The organism is Enterobacter sp. EC_50, from assembly GCF_019584525.1.
Taxonomy (GTDB): domain Bacteria; phylum Pseudomonadota; class Gammaproteobacteria; order Enterobacterales; family Enterobacteriaceae; genus Enterobacter; species Enterobacter roggenkampii.
The window spans coordinates 24,046-46,954 of the sequence record NZ_VDAF01000009.1; the positions used below are offsets into that span (position 1 = coordinate 24,046).

The 22,909-nt window shown below is 53.9% G+C and carries 20 protein-coding genes; 10 read left to right on the forward strand and 10 right to left on the reverse strand.

What is annotated here, in order from left to right:
• The first annotated feature begins 126 nt into the window (after positions 1-126).
• Positions 127-1,575: a tRNA uracil 4-sulfurtransferase ThiI gene (gene thiI, locus FHC48_RS09240; protein WP_021241661.1), complete on the forward strand. Its 1,449-nt coding sequence runs from the start codon at positions 127-129 to the stop codon at positions 1,573-1,575.
• A 94-nt stretch (positions 1,576-1,669) separates the two neighbouring features.
• Here the strand turns inward: thiI and yajL are convergent, their stop codons facing one another.
• Complete coding sequence (gene yajL, locus FHC48_RS09245; RefSeq protein ID WP_220418775.1) at positions 1,670-2,263, reverse strand: protein deglycase YajL; 594 nt, start codon at positions 2,261-2,263, stop codon at positions 1,670-1,672.
• Positions 2,226-3,137, reverse strand: coding sequence for a 2-dehydropantoate 2-reductase (gene panE / locus FHC48_RS09250; protein WP_008503328.1), 912 nt, complete (start codon positions 3,135-3,137; stop codon positions 2,226-2,228). Before panE ends, yajL begins: the two co-directional genes overlap by 38 nt.
• Positions 3,138-3,258: 121 nt before the next feature.
• On the opposite strand from panE, the gene FHC48_RS09255 reads away from it, so the two are divergent.
• Complete coding sequence (locus FHC48_RS09255; RefSeq protein WP_008503327.1) at positions 3,259-3,750, forward strand: YajQ family cyclic di-GMP-binding protein; 492 nt, start codon at positions 3,259-3,261, stop codon at positions 3,748-3,750.
• A gap of 31 nt (positions 3,751-3,781) precedes the next feature.
• On the opposite strand, the gene FHC48_RS09260 is transcribed toward FHC48_RS09255, so the two are convergent.
• From FHC48_RS09260 to FHC48_RS09295, 8 genes are all read right to left on the reverse strand, one after another.
• On the reverse strand, positions 3,782-5,143 hold the full coding sequence (locus FHC48_RS09260) for an MFS transporter (RefSeq protein WP_008503326.1): 1,362 nt from the start codon (positions 5,141-5,143) through the stop codon (positions 3,782-3,784).
• A 149-nt stretch (positions 5,144-5,292) separates the two neighbouring features.
• Entirely contained in the window at positions 5,293-6,180 is an 888-nt protein-coding gene (gene cyoE / locus FHC48_RS09265; protein WP_008503325.1) for a heme o synthase, read from the reverse strand.
• Positions 6,181-6,191: 11 nt separating this feature from the next.
• Entirely contained in the window at positions 6,192-6,518 is a 327-nt protein-coding gene (locus FHC48_RS09270) for a cytochrome o ubiquinol oxidase subunit IV (protein WP_006176899.1), read from the reverse strand.
• On the reverse strand, positions 6,518-7,132 hold the full coding sequence (locus tag FHC48_RS09275) for a cytochrome o ubiquinol oxidase subunit III (protein WP_008503324.1): 615 nt from the start codon (positions 7,130-7,132) through the stop codon (positions 6,518-6,520). The genes FHC48_RS09270 and FHC48_RS09275 overlap by 1 nt, the downstream gene beginning before the upstream one ends.
• Positions 7,122-9,113, reverse strand: coding sequence for a cytochrome o ubiquinol oxidase subunit I (gene cyoB, locus FHC48_RS09280; RefSeq protein ID WP_008503323.1), 1,992 nt, complete (start codon positions 9,111-9,113; stop codon positions 7,122-7,124). The genes FHC48_RS09275 and cyoB overlap by 11 nt, the downstream gene beginning before the upstream one ends.
• 16 nt (positions 9,114-9,129) lie before the next feature.
• Positions 9,130-10,077, reverse strand: coding sequence for a cytochrome o ubiquinol oxidase subunit II (gene cyoA / locus FHC48_RS09285; protein WP_008503322.1), 948 nt, complete (start codon positions 10,075-10,077; stop codon positions 9,130-9,132).
• A 479-nt stretch (positions 10,078-10,556) separates the two neighbouring features.
• Positions 10,557-12,032 carry a muropeptide MFS transporter AmpG gene (ampG, locus tag FHC48_RS09290; RefSeq protein ID WP_059363274.1) on the reverse strand — a complete coding sequence of 492 codons (1,476 nt, stop codon included), beginning with the start codon at positions 12,030-12,032 and terminating at the stop codon, positions 10,557-10,559.
• Between the two features lie 46 nt (positions 12,033-12,078).
• Positions 12,079-12,657, reverse strand: a complete 579-nt coding sequence (locus FHC48_RS09295) for a lipoprotein (RefSeq protein ID WP_023310568.1) — start codon at positions 12,655-12,657, stop codon at positions 12,079-12,081.
• Between the two features lie 305 nt (positions 12,658-12,962).
• Here FHC48_RS09295 and bolA point away from each other — a divergent pair, with 305 nt between their 5' ends.
• From bolA to FHC48_RS09335, 8 genes are all read left to right on the forward strand, one after another.
• Complete coding sequence (gene bolA, locus FHC48_RS09300; protein ID WP_021241655.1) at positions 12,963-13,280, forward strand: transcriptional regulator BolA; 318 nt, start codon at positions 12,963-12,965, stop codon at positions 13,278-13,280.
• A gap of 330 nt (positions 13,281-13,610) precedes the next feature.
• On the forward strand, positions 13,611-14,909 hold the full coding sequence (gene tig / locus FHC48_RS09305) for a trigger factor (protein WP_008503318.1): 1,299 nt from the start codon (positions 13,611-13,613) through the stop codon (positions 14,907-14,909).
• A gap of 260 nt (positions 14,910-15,169) precedes the next feature.
• The gene (gene clpP / locus FHC48_RS09310) at positions 15,170-15,793 is read left to right on the forward strand and encodes an ATP-dependent Clp endopeptidase proteolytic subunit ClpP (protein ID WP_008503317.1); all 624 of its coding nucleotides are present in this window, start codon (positions 15,170-15,172) and stop codon (positions 15,791-15,793) included.
• A 126-nt stretch (positions 15,794-15,919) separates the two neighbouring features.
• A complete protein-coding gene (gene clpX / locus FHC48_RS09315; RefSeq protein ID WP_059363276.1) occupies positions 15,920-17,194 on the forward strand; it encodes an ATP-dependent protease ATP-binding subunit ClpX in 1,275 nt (424 codons plus the stop codon).
• A gap of 182 nt (positions 17,195-17,376) precedes the next feature.
• Positions 17,377-19,731 (forward strand): endopeptidase La, encoded by a 2,355-nt coding sequence (gene lon / locus FHC48_RS09320; protein ID WP_059363278.1) that lies wholly within the window; start codon positions 17,377-17,379, stop codon positions 19,729-19,731.
• Between the two features lie 210 nt (positions 19,732-19,941).
• Entirely contained in the window at positions 19,942-20,214 is a 273-nt protein-coding gene (hupB, locus tag FHC48_RS09325; protein WP_002444653.1) for a nucleoid-associated protein HU-beta, read from the forward strand.
• A gap of 212 nt (positions 20,215-20,426) precedes the next feature.
• The gene (gene ppiD, locus FHC48_RS09330; protein ID WP_045335396.1) at positions 20,427-22,298 is read left to right on the forward strand and encodes a peptidylprolyl isomerase; all 1,872 of its coding nucleotides are present in this window, start codon (positions 20,427-20,429) and stop codon (positions 22,296-22,298) included.
• Between the two features lie 148 nt (positions 22,299-22,446).
• Positions 22,447-22,827, forward strand: coding sequence for a helix-hairpin-helix domain-containing protein (locus FHC48_RS09335; protein WP_023343490.1), 381 nt, complete (start codon positions 22,447-22,449; stop codon positions 22,825-22,827).
• The last annotated feature ends 82 nt before the right edge of the window (positions 22,828-22,909 follow it).

Consider the following 22,909-nt stretch of genomic DNA (forward strand, 5'->3'; position numbering starts at 1 on the left):
GCGCAATGTGCACAGGAGCGGCGCGATGGTGGTATACTTGCGCGCCTGGATGCAGCCACGGGTGTGGGCTGCTGTACTCTTTTCCATTACAAGCCTTAATACGCTTGCCTAAGAAACATTGCCGCCATGAAGTTTATCATTAAATTGTTCCCTGAAATCACCATCAAAAGCCAATCTGTGCGTTTGCGCTTTATTAAAATTCTCACCGGGAACATTCGTAACGTTTTAAAGCACTACGACGAAACCCTCGCCGTGGTGCGCCACTGGGACCACGTTGAGGTCCGTGCAAAAGACGAAAACAAACGTCAGGATATTCGCGACGCGCTGACCCGTATTCCAGGTATCCACCATATCCTGGAAGTGGAAGATGTCCCGTTCAGCGATATGCACGACATCTTCGAGAAAGCGCTGGTCCAGTACCGCGACCAGATCGAAGGCAAAACCTTCTGCGTGCGCGTGAAGCGTCGCGGTAAGCACGAATTCAGCTCCATTGAAGTGGAACGTTACGTTGGCGGCGGTTTGAACCAGCACGTTGAGACGGCGCGCGTGCGTCTGACCAACCCGGACGTGACCGTTAATCTGGAGATCGAAAACGATCGCCTGCTGTTGGTGAAAGGCCGCTATGAAGGTATTGGCGGCTTCCCAATCGGGACTCAGGAAGATGTTCTGTCCCTGATCTCCGGCGGCTTCGACTCCGGCGTCTCCAGCTATATGCTGATGCGCCGCGGCTGCCGCGTACACTACTGCTTCTTCAACCTGGGCGGCGCGGCGCACGAAATCGGCGTTCGTCAGGTGGCGCATTACCTGTGGAACCGCTTCGGCAGCTCCCACCGCGTGCGTTTCGTGGCAATCAATTTCGAACCGGTGGTCGGCGAGATTCTGGAGAAAGTGGACGACGGCCAGATGGGCGTCATCCTGAAGCGCATGATGGTGCGTGCGGCATCCAAAGTGGCTGAACGCTACGGCGTGCAGGCGCTGGTCACCGGTGAAGCGCTGGGGCAGGTCTCCAGCCAGACGCTGACCAACCTGCGCCTGATCGACAACGTGTCTGATACCCTGATCCTGCGTCCGCTGATCTCCCATGATAAAGAGCACATCATCGATCTGGCGCGCGAAATCGGTACCGAAGATTTTGCCCGTACCATGCCGGAATACTGTGGCGTGATCTCAAAAAGCCCGACCGTCAAAGCGGTGAAGGCGAAGATCGAAGCGGAAGAAGAGAACTTCGATTTCAGCATTCTGGATAAAGTGGTGGAAGAAGCGTCCAACATTGATATCCGCGAGATCGCCCAGCAGACCGAGCAGGAAGTGGTAGAAGTGGAGACCGTGAGCGGTTTCGGCGCGAACGACGCGATTCTGGATATCCGCTCCATTGACGAGCAGGATGACAAGCCGCTGCAGGTGGATGGCGTCGAAGTGGTTTCTCTGCCGTTCTATAAGCTGAGCACGAAGTTTGGCGACCTCGACCAGAGCAAAACGTACCTGCTGTGGTGTGAGCGCGGGGTGATGAGCCGCCTGCAGGCGCTGTATCTGCGCGAGCAGGGCTTTGCCAATGTGAAGGTGTATCGTCCGTAGTTTCTCGCCCGGTGGCGCTTCGCTTACCGGGCCTACGGTACCGTGCATTTGTAGGCCGGGTAAGGCGTAGCCGCCACCCGGCTTTTTTTATGCACTACTCTTCATAGTAATTATAAATCCCCGCCGGCATCACCAGTGACGATGCCACTTCGTACGCCTTCTCGCGCCCGACCAGCAGGTCGATAATCTTTAAGCCAAAATCAATCGCGGTGCCTGGGCCCTGGCTGGTCAGCAGGTTGACGCGGGGATCCCAGACGACGCGCTTGTCCACCCATTGATCTTCCGGAATGGTGTCTTTCAGCCCCGGGAAGCCGGTCATATTGCCGATGAGGAAGATGTCATGGGGAACCAGAACCGTTCCGGCGGCGGCACAAATGGCGGCGACGATGCGGCCGGATAAATGGAACTGACGCACGGTCTCAACCAGCAGCGGGCTGTCACGAAAACATTCCGTGCCCTTCAGCCCACCGGGCAGCACGATGATGTCGTAATCTCCGTCAGCCACCTGTACCAACGGTGCATCTGCAAGGATTTTCACCCCGCGTGAACAGGTGATTGCCAGATTACCGTCGCTGGCGACGCTGGCGGTGGTGACCTTAATGCCGCCGCGCACCATCAGATCAATGGTGGTGACCGCTTCCATCTCTTCGCTACCAGGGGCGAGGCAGATCAGTGCCGACGCGCTCATATTCACTCTCCTTACGTTTAACCAGGTCATACAGACGGGCGTTTTCCGGCACCGCGATGCCGTGCGCGCGGGCGCGTTTTAGCAGATAGCCCGTAATGTAGTCGATCTCCGTGTGGCGTAATGCCCGAACATCCTGCAGCATCGAGGAGATGTTCTCAGCTGTACTCTCAATAACCTGCTCGACATAACAGCGTAAATCGTCTGCCGAGGTATGCAGCCCTTCCCGCTCAACGACCGCCGCGACTTCTGCACAGAGGGACGCCACCTCCTGCGGATGGTTTTTCAGTTCACCGTTCGGGCAGTTCCACAGCGCCGTCAGCGGGTTGATCACACAGTTAACGGCCAGCTTGCGCCAGAGTTGAGGGCGAATGTGGTTATGCCAGGCCACGTCCGGGAGCACCTTCTGCAGCACATCGGCAAGATAGCTGTAGTCCCCATCCTGCGTTCTGGCAGGCCCGATGTGCGTCACGCCGCTGGCGACATGCACGATGATGTTGCCGTCGCGGCGCGCAGCGTGGGTGGTCGTTGCCATCAGCAGGGGCTGCGGAACGCTTTTCAGCTCATCCAGGGTTCCCATGCCGTTATGCAGCAGCAGTATGGGCGAAGTGGGGGGGAGCTGCGCGGCCAGCGTTTTTACCGCGTCTGAGACCTGCCAGGCTTTAAGCGTCACCAGTAAAAGGTCGCTTTGCGCCAGGAAATCAGGATCGTTCGCGGTGAGGGATTCGTTAAAGATGCTTCCGTCTTCACCAATCAGGTTTACACTGCAATAAGGCTGGGGCACGCGCAGCCAGCCCTGAACCTCATGTCCGTGCTTGCACAGTGCGGTCAGCCACAGCTGACCAAGCGCTCCGCATCCGAGCACCGTAATTTTCATTGTTCCTCCTCACCTGCAACTGCGCCAGGTGTTACAGCTTAATTATACAGCTAAGCTTCTGTTGAGTTATGCCTCGTAGCGGGTATTATGCAACGCAACAAAAGTGAAGGGAGAAGAAAAGATGCCATCTTTCGATATTGTTTCCGAAGTTGATATCCAGGAAGTTCGCAACGGCGTTGAGAACGCAACCCGCGAAGTTGAGTCACGTTTCGATTTTCGTGGCGTTGAGGCGTCGTTTGAGCTGAACGACGCAAATAAGACCATTAAGGTGCTGAGCGAGTCTGATTTCCAGGTGAATCAGCTGCTCGACATTCTGCGCGCCAAGCTGTTGAAGCGCGGCATCGAAGGGACCTCCCTGGACGTGCCGGAAGAGTTCGTCCACAGCGGCAAAACGTGGTTTGTTGAAGCGAAGCTGAAGCAGGGCATCGAGAGCGCGGTGCAGAAGAAGATCGTGAAGCTCATCAAAGACAGCAAGCTGAAGGTGCAGGCGCAGATCCAGGGCGAGGAAATTCGCGTGACCGGTAAGTCCCGCGACGATCTGCAGTCCGTGATGGCGCTGGTGCGCGGCGGCGATCTGGGACAACCGTTCCAGTTTAAAAACTTCCGCGACTAATATAAAAAGCCCGGTTTACCCGGGCTTTTTTTCACGCTTTCAGCGCCTGCTCGACCTCAAAGCGGTTGGTCACCTTGCTGTCAATTTTGACGTAAGCGCTGCGCTCTTCGGGAACAATCAGCACCTCCGTGACCCCTTCTTTTGCTTCCAGACGCTGTTTCAGCGCGTCGCTAATCTCCACATCATCCGGGATTTCTACGCGCAGGCTGCTCACGTAGCGCGGCTCTTTCATGGTGCCGGCAACCAGCAGCCAGACTGTCGCCAGCAGCGCGCCCGCGAGAAACACGGTTTGTGAATCAAACAGGCCGTCGACCCAGCCGCCAAGCGAGCCGCCGATCGCCACGCCGAGGAACTGGCTGGTGGAGTAAATGCCCATTGCCGTGCCTTTGTAACCGGCGGGGGACTCTTTGCTGATCAGCGACGGCAGCAGGGCCTCCATCAGGTTAAACGCCAGGAAGAACAGCTGTACCCCGGCGATCAGTTCCCAGAAGTGCGGGCCGGCGCCCCAGAGCACGATCTCGGCAATCAGCAGGAGCGCCACGCAGCCCACGAAGACGCGCTTCATTTTGCGCTTCACTTCGGCGTAGATGATGAACGGCACGACGGAGACAAACGAAATCAACATCGTGACCAGATAGATTTTCCAGTGCTCAGCCGCCGGAAAACCCGCTGCGGCAAGCTGGCCTGGCAGGGCAACAAAGGTCGACATCAGCAGGATGTGCAGGCACATAATGCCAAAATTCAGCTTAAGCAGGCGCGGCTCGACAATCACCTTGCTGAAGCAGCCTTTAACCATCCCCGACTCACGGTTGAGGACGTGGTTTTTGCTGTCCGGCACCACCCACAGGGTTAAGGCAATGCCGAGGGTCGCCAGCACGGCAATCATCCAGAACAGGGCGTGCAGGCCGAGCGCATGGGTGATTATCGGGCCCAGCACCATCGCAATCGCAAACGTCACGCCAAAGCTGACGCCGATAAAGGCCATGGCTTTGGTGCGGTTCTGCTCGCGGGTTAAGTCTGACAGCAGCGCCATCACCGCGGCGGCAATCGCGCCGGAGCCCTGCAGGGCGCGGCCAAGAATAATCCCCCAGATGGAGTGGGAGAGGGCGGCAATGACGCTTCCGAGCACAAAGACCAGCAGCCCGCCGACAATCAGCGGTTTGCGGCCCACCCGGTCAGAGAGCAGGCCAAACGGGATCTGGAACACCGCCTGCGCCAGACCATAAATGCCAATGGCGAGGCCAATCAGCGCCTCGCTGGCCCCCTGCAGCGCCATACCGTACGTGGTCAGAACAGGCAGGACCATAAACATGCCAAGCATCCGTAGCGAGAAGACAGTCCCTAAGCCCCAGGTCGCGCGCAGCTCGCCTGGCGTCATTTTATAATCGTTCATTACCACCTCAGTTCAAAAGCAGGCCATAGTGTAGTGCGGGGAAGGGGCGGGGTAAATAAAGGGTTATTTAACAAATATTACATGCGTTATTAATGGATTTTATGAATAAAAAAGGGTGCCGAAGCACCCCTTTATTTACCTGTCGTGGCTTACCAGACGTAAGTCAGCAGGTTATGTGAATCTGGCACCATGAAGTCCACGGACATCATCACGGACAGCGAGGTGATGGCCACAATCGAGAACACAAACAGCTTGCGCGCCCAGACTTTGTCATCTTCCACTTTGTAACCGCGCAGCGCCATGCCGAGCCACCAGACGCTCACCGCAGCCGCTACCGCCAGATATTTGTATCCGGCGTAACCACCCAGAGAGAGCATCAGCGTTGCCACGGCAAAGGCGATGATGTACAGCGTGATGTGGTTCTTGGCAACGGAGATGCCCTTCACGACCGGCAGAACCGGGATGTTCGCTGCCTGATAATCCTTAAAGCGGAAAATCGCGATGGCATAGGAGTGCGGCATCTGCCACAGGCTAAAGATAGCCAGCAGGATCAGCGCACCGCTGTCGAACTCGTTCGTGACCGCGCAGTAGCCAATCACCGGCGGCGCAGCGCCGGAGAGAGAACCAATCAGCGTGCCGTAGACGGAGTGACGTTTCATATACAGGCTATAGATGCCCACATACACCACGAACCCCATCACCCCCAGCCAGCAGGCCAGCGGGTTAGCACCAAACCACAGCAGCATAAAGCCAGCAATACCCAGCAAGGTGGCGTACACCAGCGAGACAGAAGGGGCGATCAGGCCTTTCACCAGCACCCGATTTTTGGTCCTTTCCATCTTCTTGTCGATATCCATGTCGATGTAGTTGTTAAATACACAACCGGACGCAACAACCAGTGACACACCGACCAGCGTGTAGATAAAGAGGGCGTAATCAATGCTGCCCTTAGAGGCCAGCAGGAACCCTCCGATCACGGAGATCAGGTTGCCAAAGATGATGCCTGGTTTCGTTACTTGCAGGTATTGCTTAAACATACTCGCCGCTCTTAGTGAACCATCATGTTGTAGTTGAGGTTCCACATAATCCAGATGGAACCGACTACCAGGATAGCGATGATAATCACGGTAAAGATAAAGGCGGTCATGTTCCAGCCTTCATCGGACTTGGTGTTCATGTGCAGGAAGCAAACCAGATGCACCAGAATCTGAATCACCGCGGTCACCAGGATTGCACCCAGGATAACCGGCTTAGACGCAGAACCGCTCATCACCATCCAGAACGGGATCACCGTCAGGATGATCGACAGGATGAAACCTGTCATGTAGGTTTTTACGCTGCCGTGGGAAGCGCCATGATCGTTAGAATGACTCATTACATCGCCCCCATCAGATAGACAACAGAGAACACACAGATCCACACCACGTCCAGGAAGTGCCAGAACAGGCTCAGGCACAGGATACGGGTACGGTTAGTACTGGTCAGGCCGCGACGGGAGATCTGGAACATCAGGACTGCCATCCAGATCAGACCGGAGGTCACGTGCAGACCGTGGGTGCCAACCAGCGCGAAGAACGCGGACAGGAAGCCACTGCGATCCGGGCCGAAGCCTTCCATGATCAGGTGATGGAATTCATAGATTTCCATCCCGATAAATCCAGCACCAAACAGCCAGGTCAACGCCAGCCAGGAGACAACCTGGCTCTTGTTGTTTTTGTACATGGCGATAGCCGCCATGCCGTAGGTGATGGAGCTGAATAACAGCAGTGCGGTTTCAACCAGAACGAACGGCAGTTCAAAGATGTCCTTGCCGGTCGGGCCGCCCGCTGTGCCGTTCACCAGAACGGCATAGGTCGCGAACAGACAGCAGAACAGAATGCAGTCGCTCATCAGGTAGATCCAGAAACCGAAGACTTTGGTCGGTCCTGTATCGTGGTGCGCATGTTCATGCGCGTGGGCAGTTGAGTGCGCCAGAGTATCAGTTGCCATTTTTCAGCCCCGCTTTAGAAATCTCGTCGAAATGCTGATTTTCCAGCTTTTCAACTTCACGGACTGGTACGTAGTAGTCCACGTCCTCGTCAAAGCTCTTCACAATCCAGCTGATTACGATGCCGGCGAAGCCAACAATCGCCATCCACCAGATGTGCCAGATCATTGCGAAACCAAATACCGTTGCGAAGGCGGCAATGACAATGCCCGCACCGCTGTTTTTCGGCATATGGATCTCTTCGTAATGAGCAGGTTGCTTGTACGCTTCACCTTTTTCTTTCATTTCCCAGAATGCGTCACGTTCATGAACCTGAGGCACGATGGCAAAGTTATAGAAAGGCGGTGGAGAAGAGGTCGCCCACTCCAGCGTACGGCCACCCCATGGGTCACCGGTCAGGTCACGGTTCTGGTCGCGGTCGCGAATAGACACGTAGAACTGAATCAGCTGAGACGCGATACCACAGGCAATCAGCACGGCACCGCCCGCTGCAACCATCAGCATTGGGTGGAACTGCGGATCGATCTGCTGGCTCAGACGACGGGTCATACCCATGAAGCCCAGCACGTACAGCGGCATAAAGGCGACGAAGAAGCCGATGATCCAGAACCAGAACGCGCGTTTACCCCATTTTTCGTTCAGCGTGAAGCCGAACGCTTTTGGCCACCAGTAGGTTACGCCAGCGAAGCAGCCGAAGACCACGCCACCGATGATAACGTTATGGAAGTGCGCAATCAGGAACAGACTGTTGTGCAGAACGAAGTCAGCACCCGGTACCGCCAGCAGTACGCCGGTCATCCCACCTACGGAGAAGGTCACGATGAAGCCGATGGTCCACAGCATTGCTGAGTGGAACACGATACGGCCCTGATACATGGTGAACAGCCAGTTGAAGATCTTCACCCCGGTCGGGATGGCGATAATCATGGTGGTAATACCGAAGAAGGCGTTTACGTTCGCGCCCGCACCCATGGTGAAGAAGTGGTGCAGCCAAACGATGAACGACAGAACGGTAATACACACGGTTGCCCACACCAGAGAGGTGTAACCAAACAGACGTTTACGCGAGAAGGTTGCCGCGATTTCGGAGAACACACCGAAGACAGGCAGAACCAGGATGTAAACTTCCGGGTGACCCCATGCCCAAATCAGGTTGATGTACATCATCATGTTGCCACCCATATCGTTCGTGAAGAAATGGGTGCCCAGGTAGCGGTCCAGGGTCAGCAGCGCGATGGTAACAGTCAGAATTGGGAAGGACGCAATAATCAGGATGTTGGCGCACAGAGATGCCCAGGTAAATACCGGCATCTTGAACATGGTCATGCCAGGGGCACGCATCTTGATAATGGTCACGAAGAAGTTGATACCGGTCAGGGTCGTACCGACACCGGAGAGCTGAAGCGCCCAAATCCAGTAGTCGACGCCAACGCCCGGGCTGTACTCAATTCCTGACAGCGGTGGGTAAGCCAGCCAGCCGGTCTGCGCGAATTCGCCCACACCCAGTGACAGGTTAACCAGAATAACGCCGACAACGGTGAACCAGAAGCTCAGGTTGTTCAGGAACGGGAACGCAACGTCGCGCGCGCCGATTTGCAGCGGAACGACCACGTTCATCAGACCGATAACCAGCGGCATCGCCACGAAGAAGATCATGATAACGCCGTGGGCGGTAAAGATCTGATCGTAGTGGTGCGGTGGCAGGAAGCCGGCTTCACCCGCAGACGCGAGCGCCTGCTGGCTACGCATCATGATCGCATCCGCAAAGCCACGAATTAACATGACGATACCGACGATGCAGTACATGATACCGAGTTTTTTGTGGTCAACCGAAGTCAGCCACTCATTCCACAGGTAGCTCCACTTACCGAAGTAAGTGATCAGGCCAACTAAGGCCGCGCCACCGATGATAATTGCAGCCACCGTAACCATGATAATCGGTTCATGGTAGGGCACTGCATCCAGTGTCAATTTTCCGAACATTTTCTTCCTCGGCCCCTTAGTGAGCGGTTTCCGCGTGGCTCATGTCCATGCCTTCCATACCTTCGTGCGCGCTGTGCTCGCCTTCTGGCTGGGTCATGTCCATGCTCTTGCCGTGATCCATAAATTTGCCAATAACGTCTTTGAACAAATCAGGCTTCACGTTAGAGAAGTACTCCACCTTGTTGTATTCGCTAGGTGCAGCCACTTTTTCGAACGCCGCCATGTCAGACATGGTGTTTGGAGACTGTTTCGCTTTTTCAACCCACTGGTCGAAAGCGGCACGGTCTGGCGTTGCAATAGCTTTGAACTTCATACCTGAGAAGCCCGGGCCGCTATAGCTGGCGGAGATACCATCGTAGGTGCCTGCTTCATTCGCGATCAGATGCAGGTTAGTCTGCATACCGGCCATCGCGTAAATCTGGCTACCCAGACGCGGGATGAAGAAGGAGTTCATTACGGAGTTGGAGGTCACTTTGAACTGAACCGGAGTGTTCGCCGGGAAGGCGATTTCATTCACGGTAGCAATGCCCTGCTCTGGATAGATGAAGAACCATTTCCAGTCCATGGAGACCACTTCAATGGTAATCGGTTTTTCATCGTGAACCAGCGGCTTGCTTGGCTCAAGTGCGTGAGTGGTTTTCCAGGTCAGTACGGCAAGGAACAGGATGATCAGGATAGGTACCGTCCAGACCACAGCTTCCACTTTGTTGGAGTGTGACCAGTTCGGGCTATACTTCGCATCTTTATTGCTCGCACGATACTTCCAGGCGAAACCAACAGCCATCAAAATGGCTGGAATAACCACAATCAACATCAGGCCAAAAGCCGTCAATATCAGTGAACGTTGTTCCAGTCCAATCTGTCCTTTGGGGTCTAGTAGTGCAGAATCACAGCCACTGAGTAATACAGTGCCTGCGAATAATGACAACCATCCCAAACTTTTATTGTATTTCCTGAGTCTCATTTAACGACCTCAATTCCACGGGAGTCTGGTGGCGTTTAAAGTGTGCGGGCATTTTACGGGAAGGTTACATTACTGTAAACATCATTAGGCCTGTGTCAGGAAGGTGTTACCGGGTTCTGCCGCACGTGTCACAAGTGTTGCAAATTATGTCGGTTTTTATGACCGAAGCCGCATGAGATGGGCTTTATAACGAAAGGACCCCCAAGCATACCCTAAAAGGGACAATTGGTATAACCATTGTTAAAAATAAACAAAAAATTAACAATTAATTATCAATAAAAAGACATCTAAAAAACGAAAAATCAAACTATCGCATGCTGAATCGTTTAATGAAAAATAGCGTTTTGGAACCAGAGCCAATAATTTCCAAATCCTATCCCGCACAAAACAACAAATATTTTTTTTAGTCGATGGTGGCTATTTCACCGTTATAATTTCGGTTGGTGATTACAACGGGAAATAACCTTTCGCATTTTTCTTCAGGTCAGCTGCGTTTTCCGCAACGCCATGAAATCGAGCAGACCGCCCGTCAGGATCCCAACGATGGCCAGCAGGGCTCCGGCGTCCAGCAGAAGGGTCTCAAAGGGGAGCGCCAGTGATGTGCTGGCATTAATAATGAGCACGATAAGCCAGAGTGCCAGCGCAACGCAGCCCATCATTAACAGACGTAACGCAAAACGGTAGGCGCGGTGATATTCCGTTCGTGGCATAAAGTGTTCGGTCCGCTGGGTATATTCCAGCGTCTGGCGACAGACCAGCAACAATAAAATCCCCGGCACGGCAGCCACCACGGAGAAAAGATAAAACGTTGGCCAACCGTGGGCTTCCACAAACCAGCCGGCAATCGGACCTACGTAAACGCGGCCAACGGCAGAGAGCGCCGAGAGCAGCGCGAACTGCGTGGCGGAAAATGACTTGTTGCACAGGGTCATCAGCAGGGCGACAAAGGCTGCTGTCCCCATACCGCCGCAGAGATTTTCGAAGAACACCGCAGCGGCCATGCTGATCATATGTTTGTCGGTTATCGACAGCAGCCAGTAGCCCGCGTTAGAGGCGCCCTGAAGAATGCCGAAGATCAGCAGTGCGCGGAACAGCGTCAGGCGCTGCATCAGCACGCCACCGTAAAGTGCCCCGACAATGGTCGCAAACAGCCCCAGCGTTTTATTCACTACCCCCACTTCACCGGCATCAAAACCGACACCGCGGATCAGGAAGGTGGTGGTCAGGCTCATGGCAAAGGCGTCGCCAAGCTTATAAAGGACGATCAGCAGCAGGATCAGCCAGGCGTTGTTGCGGCCAAAGAAGTCGCGCAGCGGTTCCGCCACGGCCTGCTCCAGCGAGCGGGGAACCGGAATAACGTCGCTCGGTTCGGGGGCAAAGAGCGTGGCGATAATGCAGGGGATAAGCAGGGCGGCCATCAGCCAGTACATGCCCTGCCAGCCGAGGTAACGGTCGGCCAGCCACAGCGCCAGCCCGCCAGAGACCAGCATCCCGAGGCGATAGCCCAGCACGCTGATGGCCGCACCGGCACCGCGTTCTTCCGCTGGTAACACGTCCGTCTTCCAGGCGTCGAACACGATATCCTGAGAGGCGGAACAGAAGGCAATCACCACCGCAAGCGCGGCCATCCAGCGCAGCTGCGTGGTGGGCTCAAGAAACCCCATCGCCGCGATGGCCAGCAGCAGCAGGACCTGCGTCATCACCAGCCAGCCGCGGCGACGCCCGAGGAACGGCGGCGTATAGCGATCCATCACCGGCGACCACAGGAACTTGAAGACATAGGCCTGACCGACAAGCGAGAAGAAACCAATGGTTTTGAGATCGATGTTCTCGACCGTCATCCACGCCTGAAGCGTGCCGGAGGTGAGCGCGAGGGGTAAACCCGAGGCAAAGCCGAGGATCAGCAGAATCGCTGATTTCGGTTGCTGGAAAATGCGTAAGTAATGGCTGGACATGTTCTTATAAGACTGACCCGGTGTTACACCGGGTCAGTGAGCAGGATTAACGTGCGTTCTGCTTGATAAAGTCGTGGATGCTGGTGTCCTGCGCCATATCGGCGATGGTATCGGTCAGCACGCTGTTAACGGCGTTAGCAATGTTCTGGTTGGATGCCTGGAACGCACCTTCCACAGAGTAGCTCGCGCGGTAGTTTTTGGTCATCTTGTTGCCATTCTTCGCGGTGGCAATGATGGCGATATCCGCTTTGGTGGCGATGTTGTAGCGCACGTTGCCCTGTGACACGTCAGCGTACAGGTTGTTGACGATGATCTGCAGATCAACCGCACCGCTTGGGCCGATCATATAGCCGCGAGCAGTCATTTGTTTCTCCAGCACTTCCTGCAGCAGGAAGCGCAGGTCACGGGACGCGGTGAGCGTCACCTGCTGGTTATCGCGGGTCACTTTTGCCAGCGCCTGATCCTGACGCTGATCGGCACCGTTAATGCTCACGGTGACGCCCATCAGGCTTGGGTCCTGCTGAGGCAGGGTGATTTTTGGTGAGACATCAATGGTGGTAGGCGGGGTAGCACAGCCTGCCAGCATAAAAAGGGCTACCAATGGAAAGAAGAGTTTTTTTAACATTTTTAAGTTCTCACGAATCGTAAGCATAATAGAGAGAAAAATTGCCGCCATCATAACATCGCCAACGGTCAGGGGAAGTGGTCAACGCATGTAAATTCATCGTCTTGTCTGAAAACTGACCAGCTCACTCATTTTCTCCTTTCACGGATGATAAAAGGTATGAGCCTCACAGTTAACTTCATTCGTTTGAATGAGAAAATCGGACGAAAGCTAAATATTTGTTGTCAATGTGTAATGGAAACGGTAAAAGCGGCTAATATTTAAAGGGATGGGTGACATCCTGGCGTTGTCGGAGGAGTAATTTCATGATGATACGTGAGCATATAGAAGATAAATTAAGGGCAGCGTTCAACCCTGTGTTCCTCGAAGTCGTCGACGAAAGCTATCGTCATAACGTACCGGCAGGTTCTGAAAGCCACTTTAAAGTGGTTCTGGTTAGCGATCGCTTCACGGGAGAACGTTTCCTGAACCGACATCGCTTGATCTACAGCACCTTGACGGAAGAGCTCTCCACGACCGTGCATGCGCTGGCACTGCATACCTATACCATTAAGGAATGGGAAGGCTTGCAGGATACGGTTTTCGCATCGCCGCCCTGTCGCGGTGCAGGCACTATTGCCTGATAAATCGGATTTGCAACGGCTGGAGCTTTTCCAGTATGTTGCTTACAGATTTCCTCAAAACGGCCTTCGGGCCGTTTTGTTTTGTCTGAGTTTTGAGCGGATGGTGCGATTTTAAGGCTAAAAATAGCCTTAAAGTGTGAAAAAAGCCGCAGCAACATGCCCCAACCGTTCTCGACTCACCTAAGTGATGCCGCTATAATGCCGCGTCTTATTGAATGTCTTCGGGATGATTCTGGCGACAGGGAATGTGAATCTGCACTAAGAGAGCATCCCGGTATAACAGACAGATTCAGAGTTGACCGAGCACTGTGATTTTTTTGAGGTAACAAGATGCAAGTTTCAGTTGAAACCACTCAAGGCCTTGGCCGCCGTGTAACGATTACTATCGCTGCTGACAGCATCGAAACTGCTGTGAAAAGCGAGCTGGTCAACGTAGCAAAAAAAGTACGTATTGACGGCTTCCGTAAGGGCAAAGTACCAATGAATGTTGTTGCTCAGCGTTATGGCGCTTCCGTGCGTCAGGATGTGCTGGGTGAACTGATGAGCCGCAACTTTATCGATGCGATCATCAAAGAAAAAATCAATCCGGCCGGTGCGCCAAACTACGTTCCAGGCGAATACAAACTGGGCGAAGACTTCACCTACTCCGTAGAGTTTGAAGTGTATCCGGAAGTTGAGCTGAAAGGTCTGGAATCTATCGAAGTTGAAAAACCGATTGTCTCCGTGACTGACGAAGACGTTGACGGCATGCTGGACACCCTGCGTAAGCAGCAGGCGAACTGGAAAGAGAAAGAAGGCGCTGTTGACGCGGAAGACCGCGTAACCATCGACTTCACCGGTTCTGTAGACGGCGAAGAGTTCGAAGGCGGCAAAGCGTCTGACTTCGTACTGGCAATGGGCCAGGGTCGTATGATCCCAGGCTTCGAAGACGGTATCAAAGGCCACAAGGCTGGCGAAGAGTTCACCATCGACGTGACCTTCCCGGAAGAGTACCACGCTGAAAACCTGAAAGGTAAAGCAGCGAAGTTCGTCATCAACCTGAAGAAAGTGGAAGAGCGCGAACTGCCAGAACTGACTGAAGAGTTCATCAAACGTTTCGGCGTGGAAGACGGTTCTGTTGCTGGCCTGCGTACCGAAGTGCGTAAAAACATGGAGCGCGAGCTGAACGGTGCTGTGCGTAACCGCGTGAAGTCTCAGGCGATCGAAGGCCTGGTGAAAGCCAACGAAATCGACGTTCCTGCTGCACTGATCGACAGCGAAATCGACGTTCTGCGCCGTCAGGCTGCACAGCGTTTCGGTGGCAACCAGCAGCAAGCGATGGAACTGCCGCGCGAGCTGTTCGAAGAGCAGGCAAAACGCCGCGTTGTGGTTGGCCTGCTGCTGGGCGAAGTGATTCGTACCCACGAGCTGAAAGCTGACGAAGAGCGTGTGAAAGGCCTGATCGAAGAGATGGCTTCTGCGTACGAAGATCCATCAGAAGTGATCGAGTTCTACGGTAAGAACAAAGAGCTGATGGACAACATGCGCAACGTTGCCCTGGAAGAGCAGGCTGTTGAAGCGGTACTGGCGAAAGCGAAAGTGACCGAAAAAGCGACCTCTTTCAACGAACTGATGAACCAGCAGGCGTAATTTCGCCCCAACGGTTTAAAGTTTGAACAGAAAACCCGTTGCCTTGCGGCAGCGGGTTTTTTTTATCGCAGCCAGAGCCCAGGAAGAGTGCTAAAACGCCCTTTCGGTGTTAGCGTAACAACAAAAGGTTGTTATGCTTGAAATAGGGCACTGTGAACCCCATAAGTACGTAATCATGATGAATGAGACTGGCTGATAATCCGTCCGTAAGGTTACAATCAGTACAGCAGGTGTTTTCAATTTTGATCCAGGAGACGGAAATGTCATACAGTGGCGAACGAGATAACTTTGCACCCCATATGGCTCTGGTGCCAATGGTTATTGAACAGACCTCACGTGGTGAGCGTTCTTTTGATATCTATTCCCGTCTGCTCAAGGAACGCGTTATCTTTCTGACCGGCCAGGTGGAAGACCACATGGCTAACCTGATCGTGGCGCAGATGCTGTTTCTGGAAGCGGAAAACCCGGAAAAAGACATTTACCTGTACATTAACTCCCCGGGTGGCGTGATTACCGCAGGGATGTCCATTTATGACACCATGCAATTCATCAAACCGGATGTCAGCACGATCTGTATGGGTCAGGCAGCATCTATGGGCGCGTTCCTGTTAACCGCAGGGGCGAAGGGTAAGCGTTTCTGCTTGCCGAATTCCCGCGTGATGATTCACCAGCCGCTGGGCGGTTACCAGGGGCAGGCGACGGATATCGAAATCCACGCCCGCGAAATCCTGAAAGTAAAAGCGCGCATGAATGAACTTATGGCGCAGCATACGGGTCAACCTCTCGAGCAGATCGAGCGCGATACCGAGCGCGATCGCTTCCTCTCTGCTTCAGAGGCAGTTGAGTACGGCTTAGTCGACTCCGTGTTGACCCATCGTAATTGATGCCCGCGACGCGAGTGTGCCGCTATACTAAGGTAGGGCGGCACGCTGCTTGATGCAGCTTGCGTCTTAGAATGGCATTTGCGTCGTCATGTGCGGCACAAAGAACTTAAAAAGAGGTTTGGACTCATGACAGATAAACGCAAAGATGGTTCGGGCAAACTGCTGTACTGCTCTTTTTGCGGCAAAAGCCAGCATGAAGTGCGTAAACTGATTGCCGGGCCGTCCGTGTATATCTGCGACGAATGCGTCGATTTATGTAACGACATCATTCGCGAAGAGATTAAAGAAGTCGCACCGCACCGTGAGCGCAGCGCGCTGCCAACGCCGCATGAAATTCGTCATCACCTTGACGACTACGTCATCGGCCAGGAGCAGGCCAAGAAAGTGCTGGCGGTAGCGGTCTATAACCACTACAAACGCCTGCGTAACGGCGATACCAGCAATGGCGTGGAACTGGGTAAAAGTAACATTCTGCTGATCGGCCCAACCGGTTCCGGTAAAACGCTGCTGGCTGAAACCCTGGCGCGTCTGCTTGATGTTCCGTTCACCATGGCGGATGCCACCACCCTGACCGAAGCCGGTTACGTGGGTGAGGACGTCGAAAACATCATCCAGAAACTGCTGCAGAAGTGCGATTACGACGTACAGAAAGCCCAGCGCGGGATTGTTTACATCGATGAGATCGACAAGATCTCCCGTAAATCCGACAACCCGTCCATCACTCGTGACGTATCGGGTGAAGGCGTACAGCAGGCACTGCTGAAGCTGATCGAAGGTACGGTTGCTGCCGTTCCGCCACAGGGTGGTCGTAAACATCCGCAGCAGGAGTTCCTGCAGGTTGATACCTCCAAGATCCTGTTCATCTGTGGCGGTGCCTTTGCTGGTCTGGATAAAGTTATCTCCCACCGTGTTGAAACCGGCTCCGGCATTGGTTTTGGCGCAACGGTGAAATCCACATCCGAAAAACTGAACGAAGGCGAGCTCCTGGCACAGGTTGAACCAGAAGATCTGATCAAATTCGGTCTGATCCCTGAATTCATCGGTCGTCTGCCGGTTGTGGCTACGCTGAATGAGCTGAGTGAAGAGGCGCTGATCCAGATCCTGAAAGAGCCGAAAAATGCGCTGACCAAGCAGTATCAGGCGCTGTTCAATCTGGAAGGGGTTGATCTGGAATTCCGCGACGAAGCGCTGGATGCGATTGCCAAAAAAGCAATGAGCCGCAAAACCGGCGCGCGTGGCCTGCGTTCTATCGTTGAAGCGGCACTGCTCGACACCATGTACGATCTGCCGTCGATGGAAGACGTTGAGAAAGTGGTGATTGACGAGTCGGTTATCAGCGGTCAAACCAAACCGCTGCTGATTTACGGCAAACCGGAAGCCCAGCAGGCATCTGGCGAATAATTCACCAAATCATACAAGCAGTTAATCAAAAAGGGGGGATTTTATCTCCCCTTTACTTTTTCCGTATTCATAGCGTTGAATGTGTGGGAAACATCCCCATATACTGGATACATGTTAATGGTTATGTGAAGCACAGTGACATGACCAGCTTACCTGGCGGACACTAACTAAGAGAGAGCTCTATGAATCCTGAGCGTTCTGAACGCATTGAAATCCCCGTATTGCCGTTGCGCGATGTGGTGGTTTATCCGCACATGGTCATACCCTTATTTGTAGGGCGGGAAAAATCTATCCGTTGCCTCGAAGCCGCTATGGATCATGATAAAAAAATCATGCTGGTGGCGCAGAAAGAAGCATCAACGGATGAGCCGGGTGTAAACGATCTTTTCACCGTCGGGACCGTGGCCTCTATTTTGCAGATGCTGAAGCTGCCTGACGGCACCGTGAAGGTGCTGGTAGAAGGCCTGCAGCGTGCGCGTATTACCACTCTGTCAGACGACGGCGAACACTTCTCTGCGAAGGCAGAGTACCTTGATTCGCCTGAACTTGATGAGCGCGAACAGGAAGTGCTGGTTCGCACCGCGATTAGCCAGTTTGAAGGCTATATCAAGCTGAACAAGAAAATCCCACCAGAAGTGCTGACGTCGCTGAACAGCATCGACGATCCTGCACGTCTGGCGGACACCATCGCTGCACACATGCCGCTGAAGCTGGCTGACAAACAGTCCGTGCTGGAAATGTCCGACGTTAACGAACGTCTGGAATACCTGATGGCGATGATGGAGTCTGAAATCGATCTGCTGCAGGTTGAGAAGCGCATTCGCAACCGCGTCAAAAAGCAGATGGAGAAATCTCAGCGTGAGTACTATCTGAATGAGCAAATGAAGGCTATTCAGAAAGAGCTGGGCGAGATGGACGACGCGCCGGACGAAAACGAAGCGCTGAAGCGTAAGATCGACGCGGCGAAGATGCCGAAAGAGGCGAAAGAGAAAGCCGAAGCAGAACTGCAGAAGCTGAAAATGATGTCTCCGATGTCGGCTGAAGCGACCGTCGTACGCGGCTACATTGAGTGGATGGTGCAGGTTCCGTGGAACGCCCGCAGCAAGGTCAAAAAAGACCTGCGTCAGGCGCAGGAGATCCTGGATACTGACCATTATGGCCTGGAACGCGTGAAAGACCGCATTCTTGAGTACCTCGCGGTACAGAGCCGTGTAAACAAAATTAAAGGCCCGATTCTGTGCCTGGTAGGACCGCCGGGGGTGGGTAAAACCTCTCTGGGCCAGTCCATCGCTAAAGCGACCGGACGTAAGTATATCCGTATGGCGCTGGGCGGCGTACGCGATGAAGCGGAAATCCGCGGTCACCGCCGTACCTACATCGGTTCTATGCCGGGTAAACTGATCCAGAAGATGGCGAAAGTGGGCGTTAAAAACCCGCTGTTCCTGCTCGATGAGATCGACAAAATGTCGTCGGACATGCGTGGTGACCCTGCGTCTGCGCTGCTGGAAGTACTTGATCCAGAACAGAACGTGGCGTTCAGCGATCACTACCTGGAAGTGGACTACGACCTGAGCGACGTGATGTTCGTGGCGACGTCGAACTCCATGAATATTCCAGCGCCGCTGCTGGACCGTATGGAAGTGATCCGTCTCTCCGGCTATACCGAAGACGAGAAGCTGAACATCGCGAAACAGCACCTGCTGCCGAAACAGATTGAGCGTAACGCGCTGAAAGCCAACGAGCTGACCGTCGAGGACAGCGCGATTATTGGCATCATCCGCTACTATACCCGTGAAGCGGGCGTGCGTAGCCTTGAGCGTGAAATCTCTAAACTGTGCCGTAAGGCGGTGAAACAGCTGTTGCTGGATAAGAGCCTGAAACACATCACGATTAATGGTGATAACCTGCATGCCTATCTCGGCGTTCAGCGCTTCGACTATGGTCGCGCGGATAACGAAAACCGCGTTGGCCAGGTCACCGGTCTGGCATGGACGGAAGTGGGCGGCGATCTGCTGACCATCGAAACCGCCTGTGTACCGGGTAAAGGCAAGCTGACCTATACCGGCTCGCTGGGTGAAGTGATGCAGGAGTCCATTCAGGCGGCGCTGACCGTGGTGCGCGCGCGCGCGGAGAAACTGGGTATCAACCCGGATTTCTACGAAAAACGCGACATCCACGTACATGTACCTGAAGGGGCGACGCCGAAAGATGGTCCAAGCGCGGGTATTGCCATGTGTACCGCTCTGGTTTCTTGCCTGACAGGCAACCCGGTGCGTGCTGATGTGGCAATGACCGGTGAAATTACCCTGCGCGGTCAGGTTCTGCCAATCGGTGGCTTAAAAGAAAAACTGCTGGCGGCGCATCGTGGTGGGATCAAAACCGTATTGATCCCTTACGAAAACAAACGCGATCTGGAAGAGATTCCGGACAACGTGATTGCCGACCTGCAGATCCATCCTGTTAAGCGAATTGAGGAAGTACTTAGTCTCGCATTGCAGAATGAACCGTCCGGAATGCAGATTGTAACCGCAAAATAGTGACCTCGCGCAAAGAGCGTCAATAAAAACAAGGCTGGTAAGTCATTTCGCACTTGCCAGCCTTTTTTTGTATAGCTAATTTAGATTGCTGATTAGGTCAGCCATCAACAACGGGTGTTGTAAGGTCATGGCAGGCCTGATATAACTGCTGCGCGGTCGCGTTGTGAAGGATTCAGGCGCGATATAAATTATAAAGAGAGGAAGAGAACAGTGAATAAATCTCAACTGATTGACAAAATTGCTGCTGGTGCTGATATTTCTAAAGCTGCAGCTGGACGTGCGTTAGATGCATTAATTGCTTCTGTTACTGAATCTCTGCAGGCTGGGGACGACGTTGCACTGGTAGGCTTCGGTACTTTTGCTGTTAAAGAGCGTGCTGCCCGTACTGGCCGCAACCCTCAGACCGGTAAAGAGATCACCATTGCTGCCGCTAAAGTGCCGGGTTTCCGTGCAGGTAAAGCGCTGAAAGACGCAGTAAACTGATTGCTTTCCCGTTTCAGGGAAGCCGGATAGTACAAGGGCGCATCTTTTGATGTGCCTTTTTTGTTTGTCCAGACCTGATTTGTGCGAGTTTATGCGAGTTGTGGGCTGACAATCGCCCCGTTTTCTTGTCACAATACGACTTTACGCGCGACGGGCAGGATTTTCCGTCAGCGTCAGGTAACCAGTCACCTACAGCGGAGTGTTGTTACACCATGATGGACAGCTTACGCACGGCTGCTAACAGTCTCGTGCTCAAGATTATTTTCGGTATCATTATCGTGTCGTTCATATTGACCGGCGTGAGCAGTTACCTTATTGGCGGTGGCGCGAACTATGCCGCAAAAGTGAATGGCCAGGAGATCAGCCGCGGCCAGTTCGAGAATGCTTTTGCCGGTGAACGTAACCGTATGCAGCAACAGCTGGGCGACCAATTCTCTGAACTGGCAGCAAACGAAGGGTATATGAAGACCCTGCGTCAGCAGACGCTGAACCGTCTTATCGACGAAGCGCTGCTGGATCAGTATGCCAAAAAACTCGGCCTTGGCATTAGCGATGAGCAGGTGAAAAAAGCCATCTTCTCTACGCAAGCCTTCCAGTCTAACGGTAAATTCGACAACGCGCGTTACAACAGCATCGTCAACCAGATGGGGATGACGGCCGATCAGTACGCGCAGGCGCTGCGTAACCAACTGACCACCCAGCAGCTCATCAATGCCGTTGTTGGCACCGATTTCATGCTCAAAGGCGAAACGGATGAACTGGCTGCGCTGGTGGCGCAGCAGCGCGTTGTACGTGAAGCGACCATTGATGTTAACGCCCTGGCGGCGAAACAGCAGGTGAGCGACGCTGACATTAACGCCTGGTACGAGCAGAACAAGAATACCTTTGTTTCTCCTGAACAGTTCCGCGTGAGCTACATCAAGCTGGATGCGGCTGCGCTGCAGGAAAGCGCGTCTGACGCGGAAATCCAGTCTTACTACGACCAGCATCAGGATCAGTTCACACAGCCGCAGCGTAACCGCTACAGCGTGATTCAGACCAAAACCGAGGCGGATGCCAAAGCGGCACTGGATGAGCTGAACAAAGGCGCTGATTTTGCGACCGTCGCGAAAGCGAAATCCACCGACATTATCTCTGCGAAAAACGGCGGCGATATGGGCTGGCTGGAAGACGCGACCACGCCGGACGAGCTGAAAAATGCGGGTCTGAAAGAGAAAGGCCAACTGTCTGGCGTCATTAAATCATCCGTAGGTTTCCTGGTCGTGCGTCTGGACGACATCACCGCGGCGAAAACCAAGCCGCTGGCTGAGGTTCGTGACGATATCGCGGCAAAAGTGAAGCAGGAAAAAGCGCTGGATGCCTACTATGCGCTGCAGCAGAAAGTGAGTGATGCTGCCAGCAACGACAACGAATCTCTGGCGGGTGCCGAGCAGGCGGCTGGGGTGAAAGCGGTTGAGACGGGCTGGTTTGGTCGTGACAACCTGCCGGAAGAGCTGAACTTCAAACCGGTTTCTGATGCCATCTTCAACGGTGGTCTGGTTGGTGAGAACGGCACGCCGGGCAGTAACTCAGACATCATTACCGTCGATGGCGATCGTGCGTTTGTGTTGCGCGTCAGCGAGCACAAGCCGGAAGCGGTCAAACCGCTGGCGGACGTGAAGGATCAGGTCGTCGCTCAGGTTAAGCACAACAAAGCGGAACAGCAGGCGAAACTGGATGCTGAGAAGATTCTGGCCGATCTGAAAGCGGGTAAACAGGACGCGCTGAAAGCGGCTGGCCTGAGCTTCGGTGAAGCGAAAACGCTGAGCCGTACCGGTCAGGACCCTATCAGCCAGGCCGCGTTTGGCCTGACTCTGCCGGCGAAAGACAAGCCAAGCTTCGGCACCACTACCGATATGCAGGGTAACGTCGTTCTGCTGGCGCTGGATGAAGTGAAAGCCGGCACTCTGCCAGACGCGCAGAAGAAGGCGATGGTCCAGGGGATTACCCAGAACAATGCCCAGATTGCCTTCGAAGCCATGATGAGCAACCTGCGTAAAGAGGCCAAAATTAAGCTGGGCGATATCATTACTCAGCAGCAATAATTACGTATCTGCTCGCAGATTTTCGCAACGCTCTGCAATAACTAAAGGCCGCTTTCGCGGCCTTTTCCATTTCTGCACTCTGCTGTTTGTGCCTCTTTTATCGGGCGGCTATCGTGACGTGGCTGTCTACAAACAAGGAGATAACAGCATGAAATGTGGAATAAAAGCACTGTTAATTACGCTGGCTATTGCCACCACCGGTATGAGCGCGGGCGCACTGGCGGCGGCACCTGCCGCTAAACCACAGGCGGTACAGAGTAAGACCGACGCCGCAGCGCCGGGGCAGGGGCAAACCAAAGCGACTGACGTTGGTAAAAACGTGGATGATGACGGTACGCGAGTCAGCATCAATTCGGCCTCTGCGGAAGAGCTGGCCCGCGTGATGAATGGCGTCGGGCTGAAAAAAGCGCAGGCCATCGTAAGCTATCGTGAAGAGTATGGTCCTTTCAAAACGGTCGACGATCTCAAGCAGGTTCCCGGCATGGGGAGCGCGCTGGTTGAGCGCAACCTCGCACACCTGACGTTGTAATCTCACAATTACTTGCACAGCGGCAAAATTTTGCCAGGATAAAGAGGTCATACCAGTTATGACCTCTTATCCTACAATAACA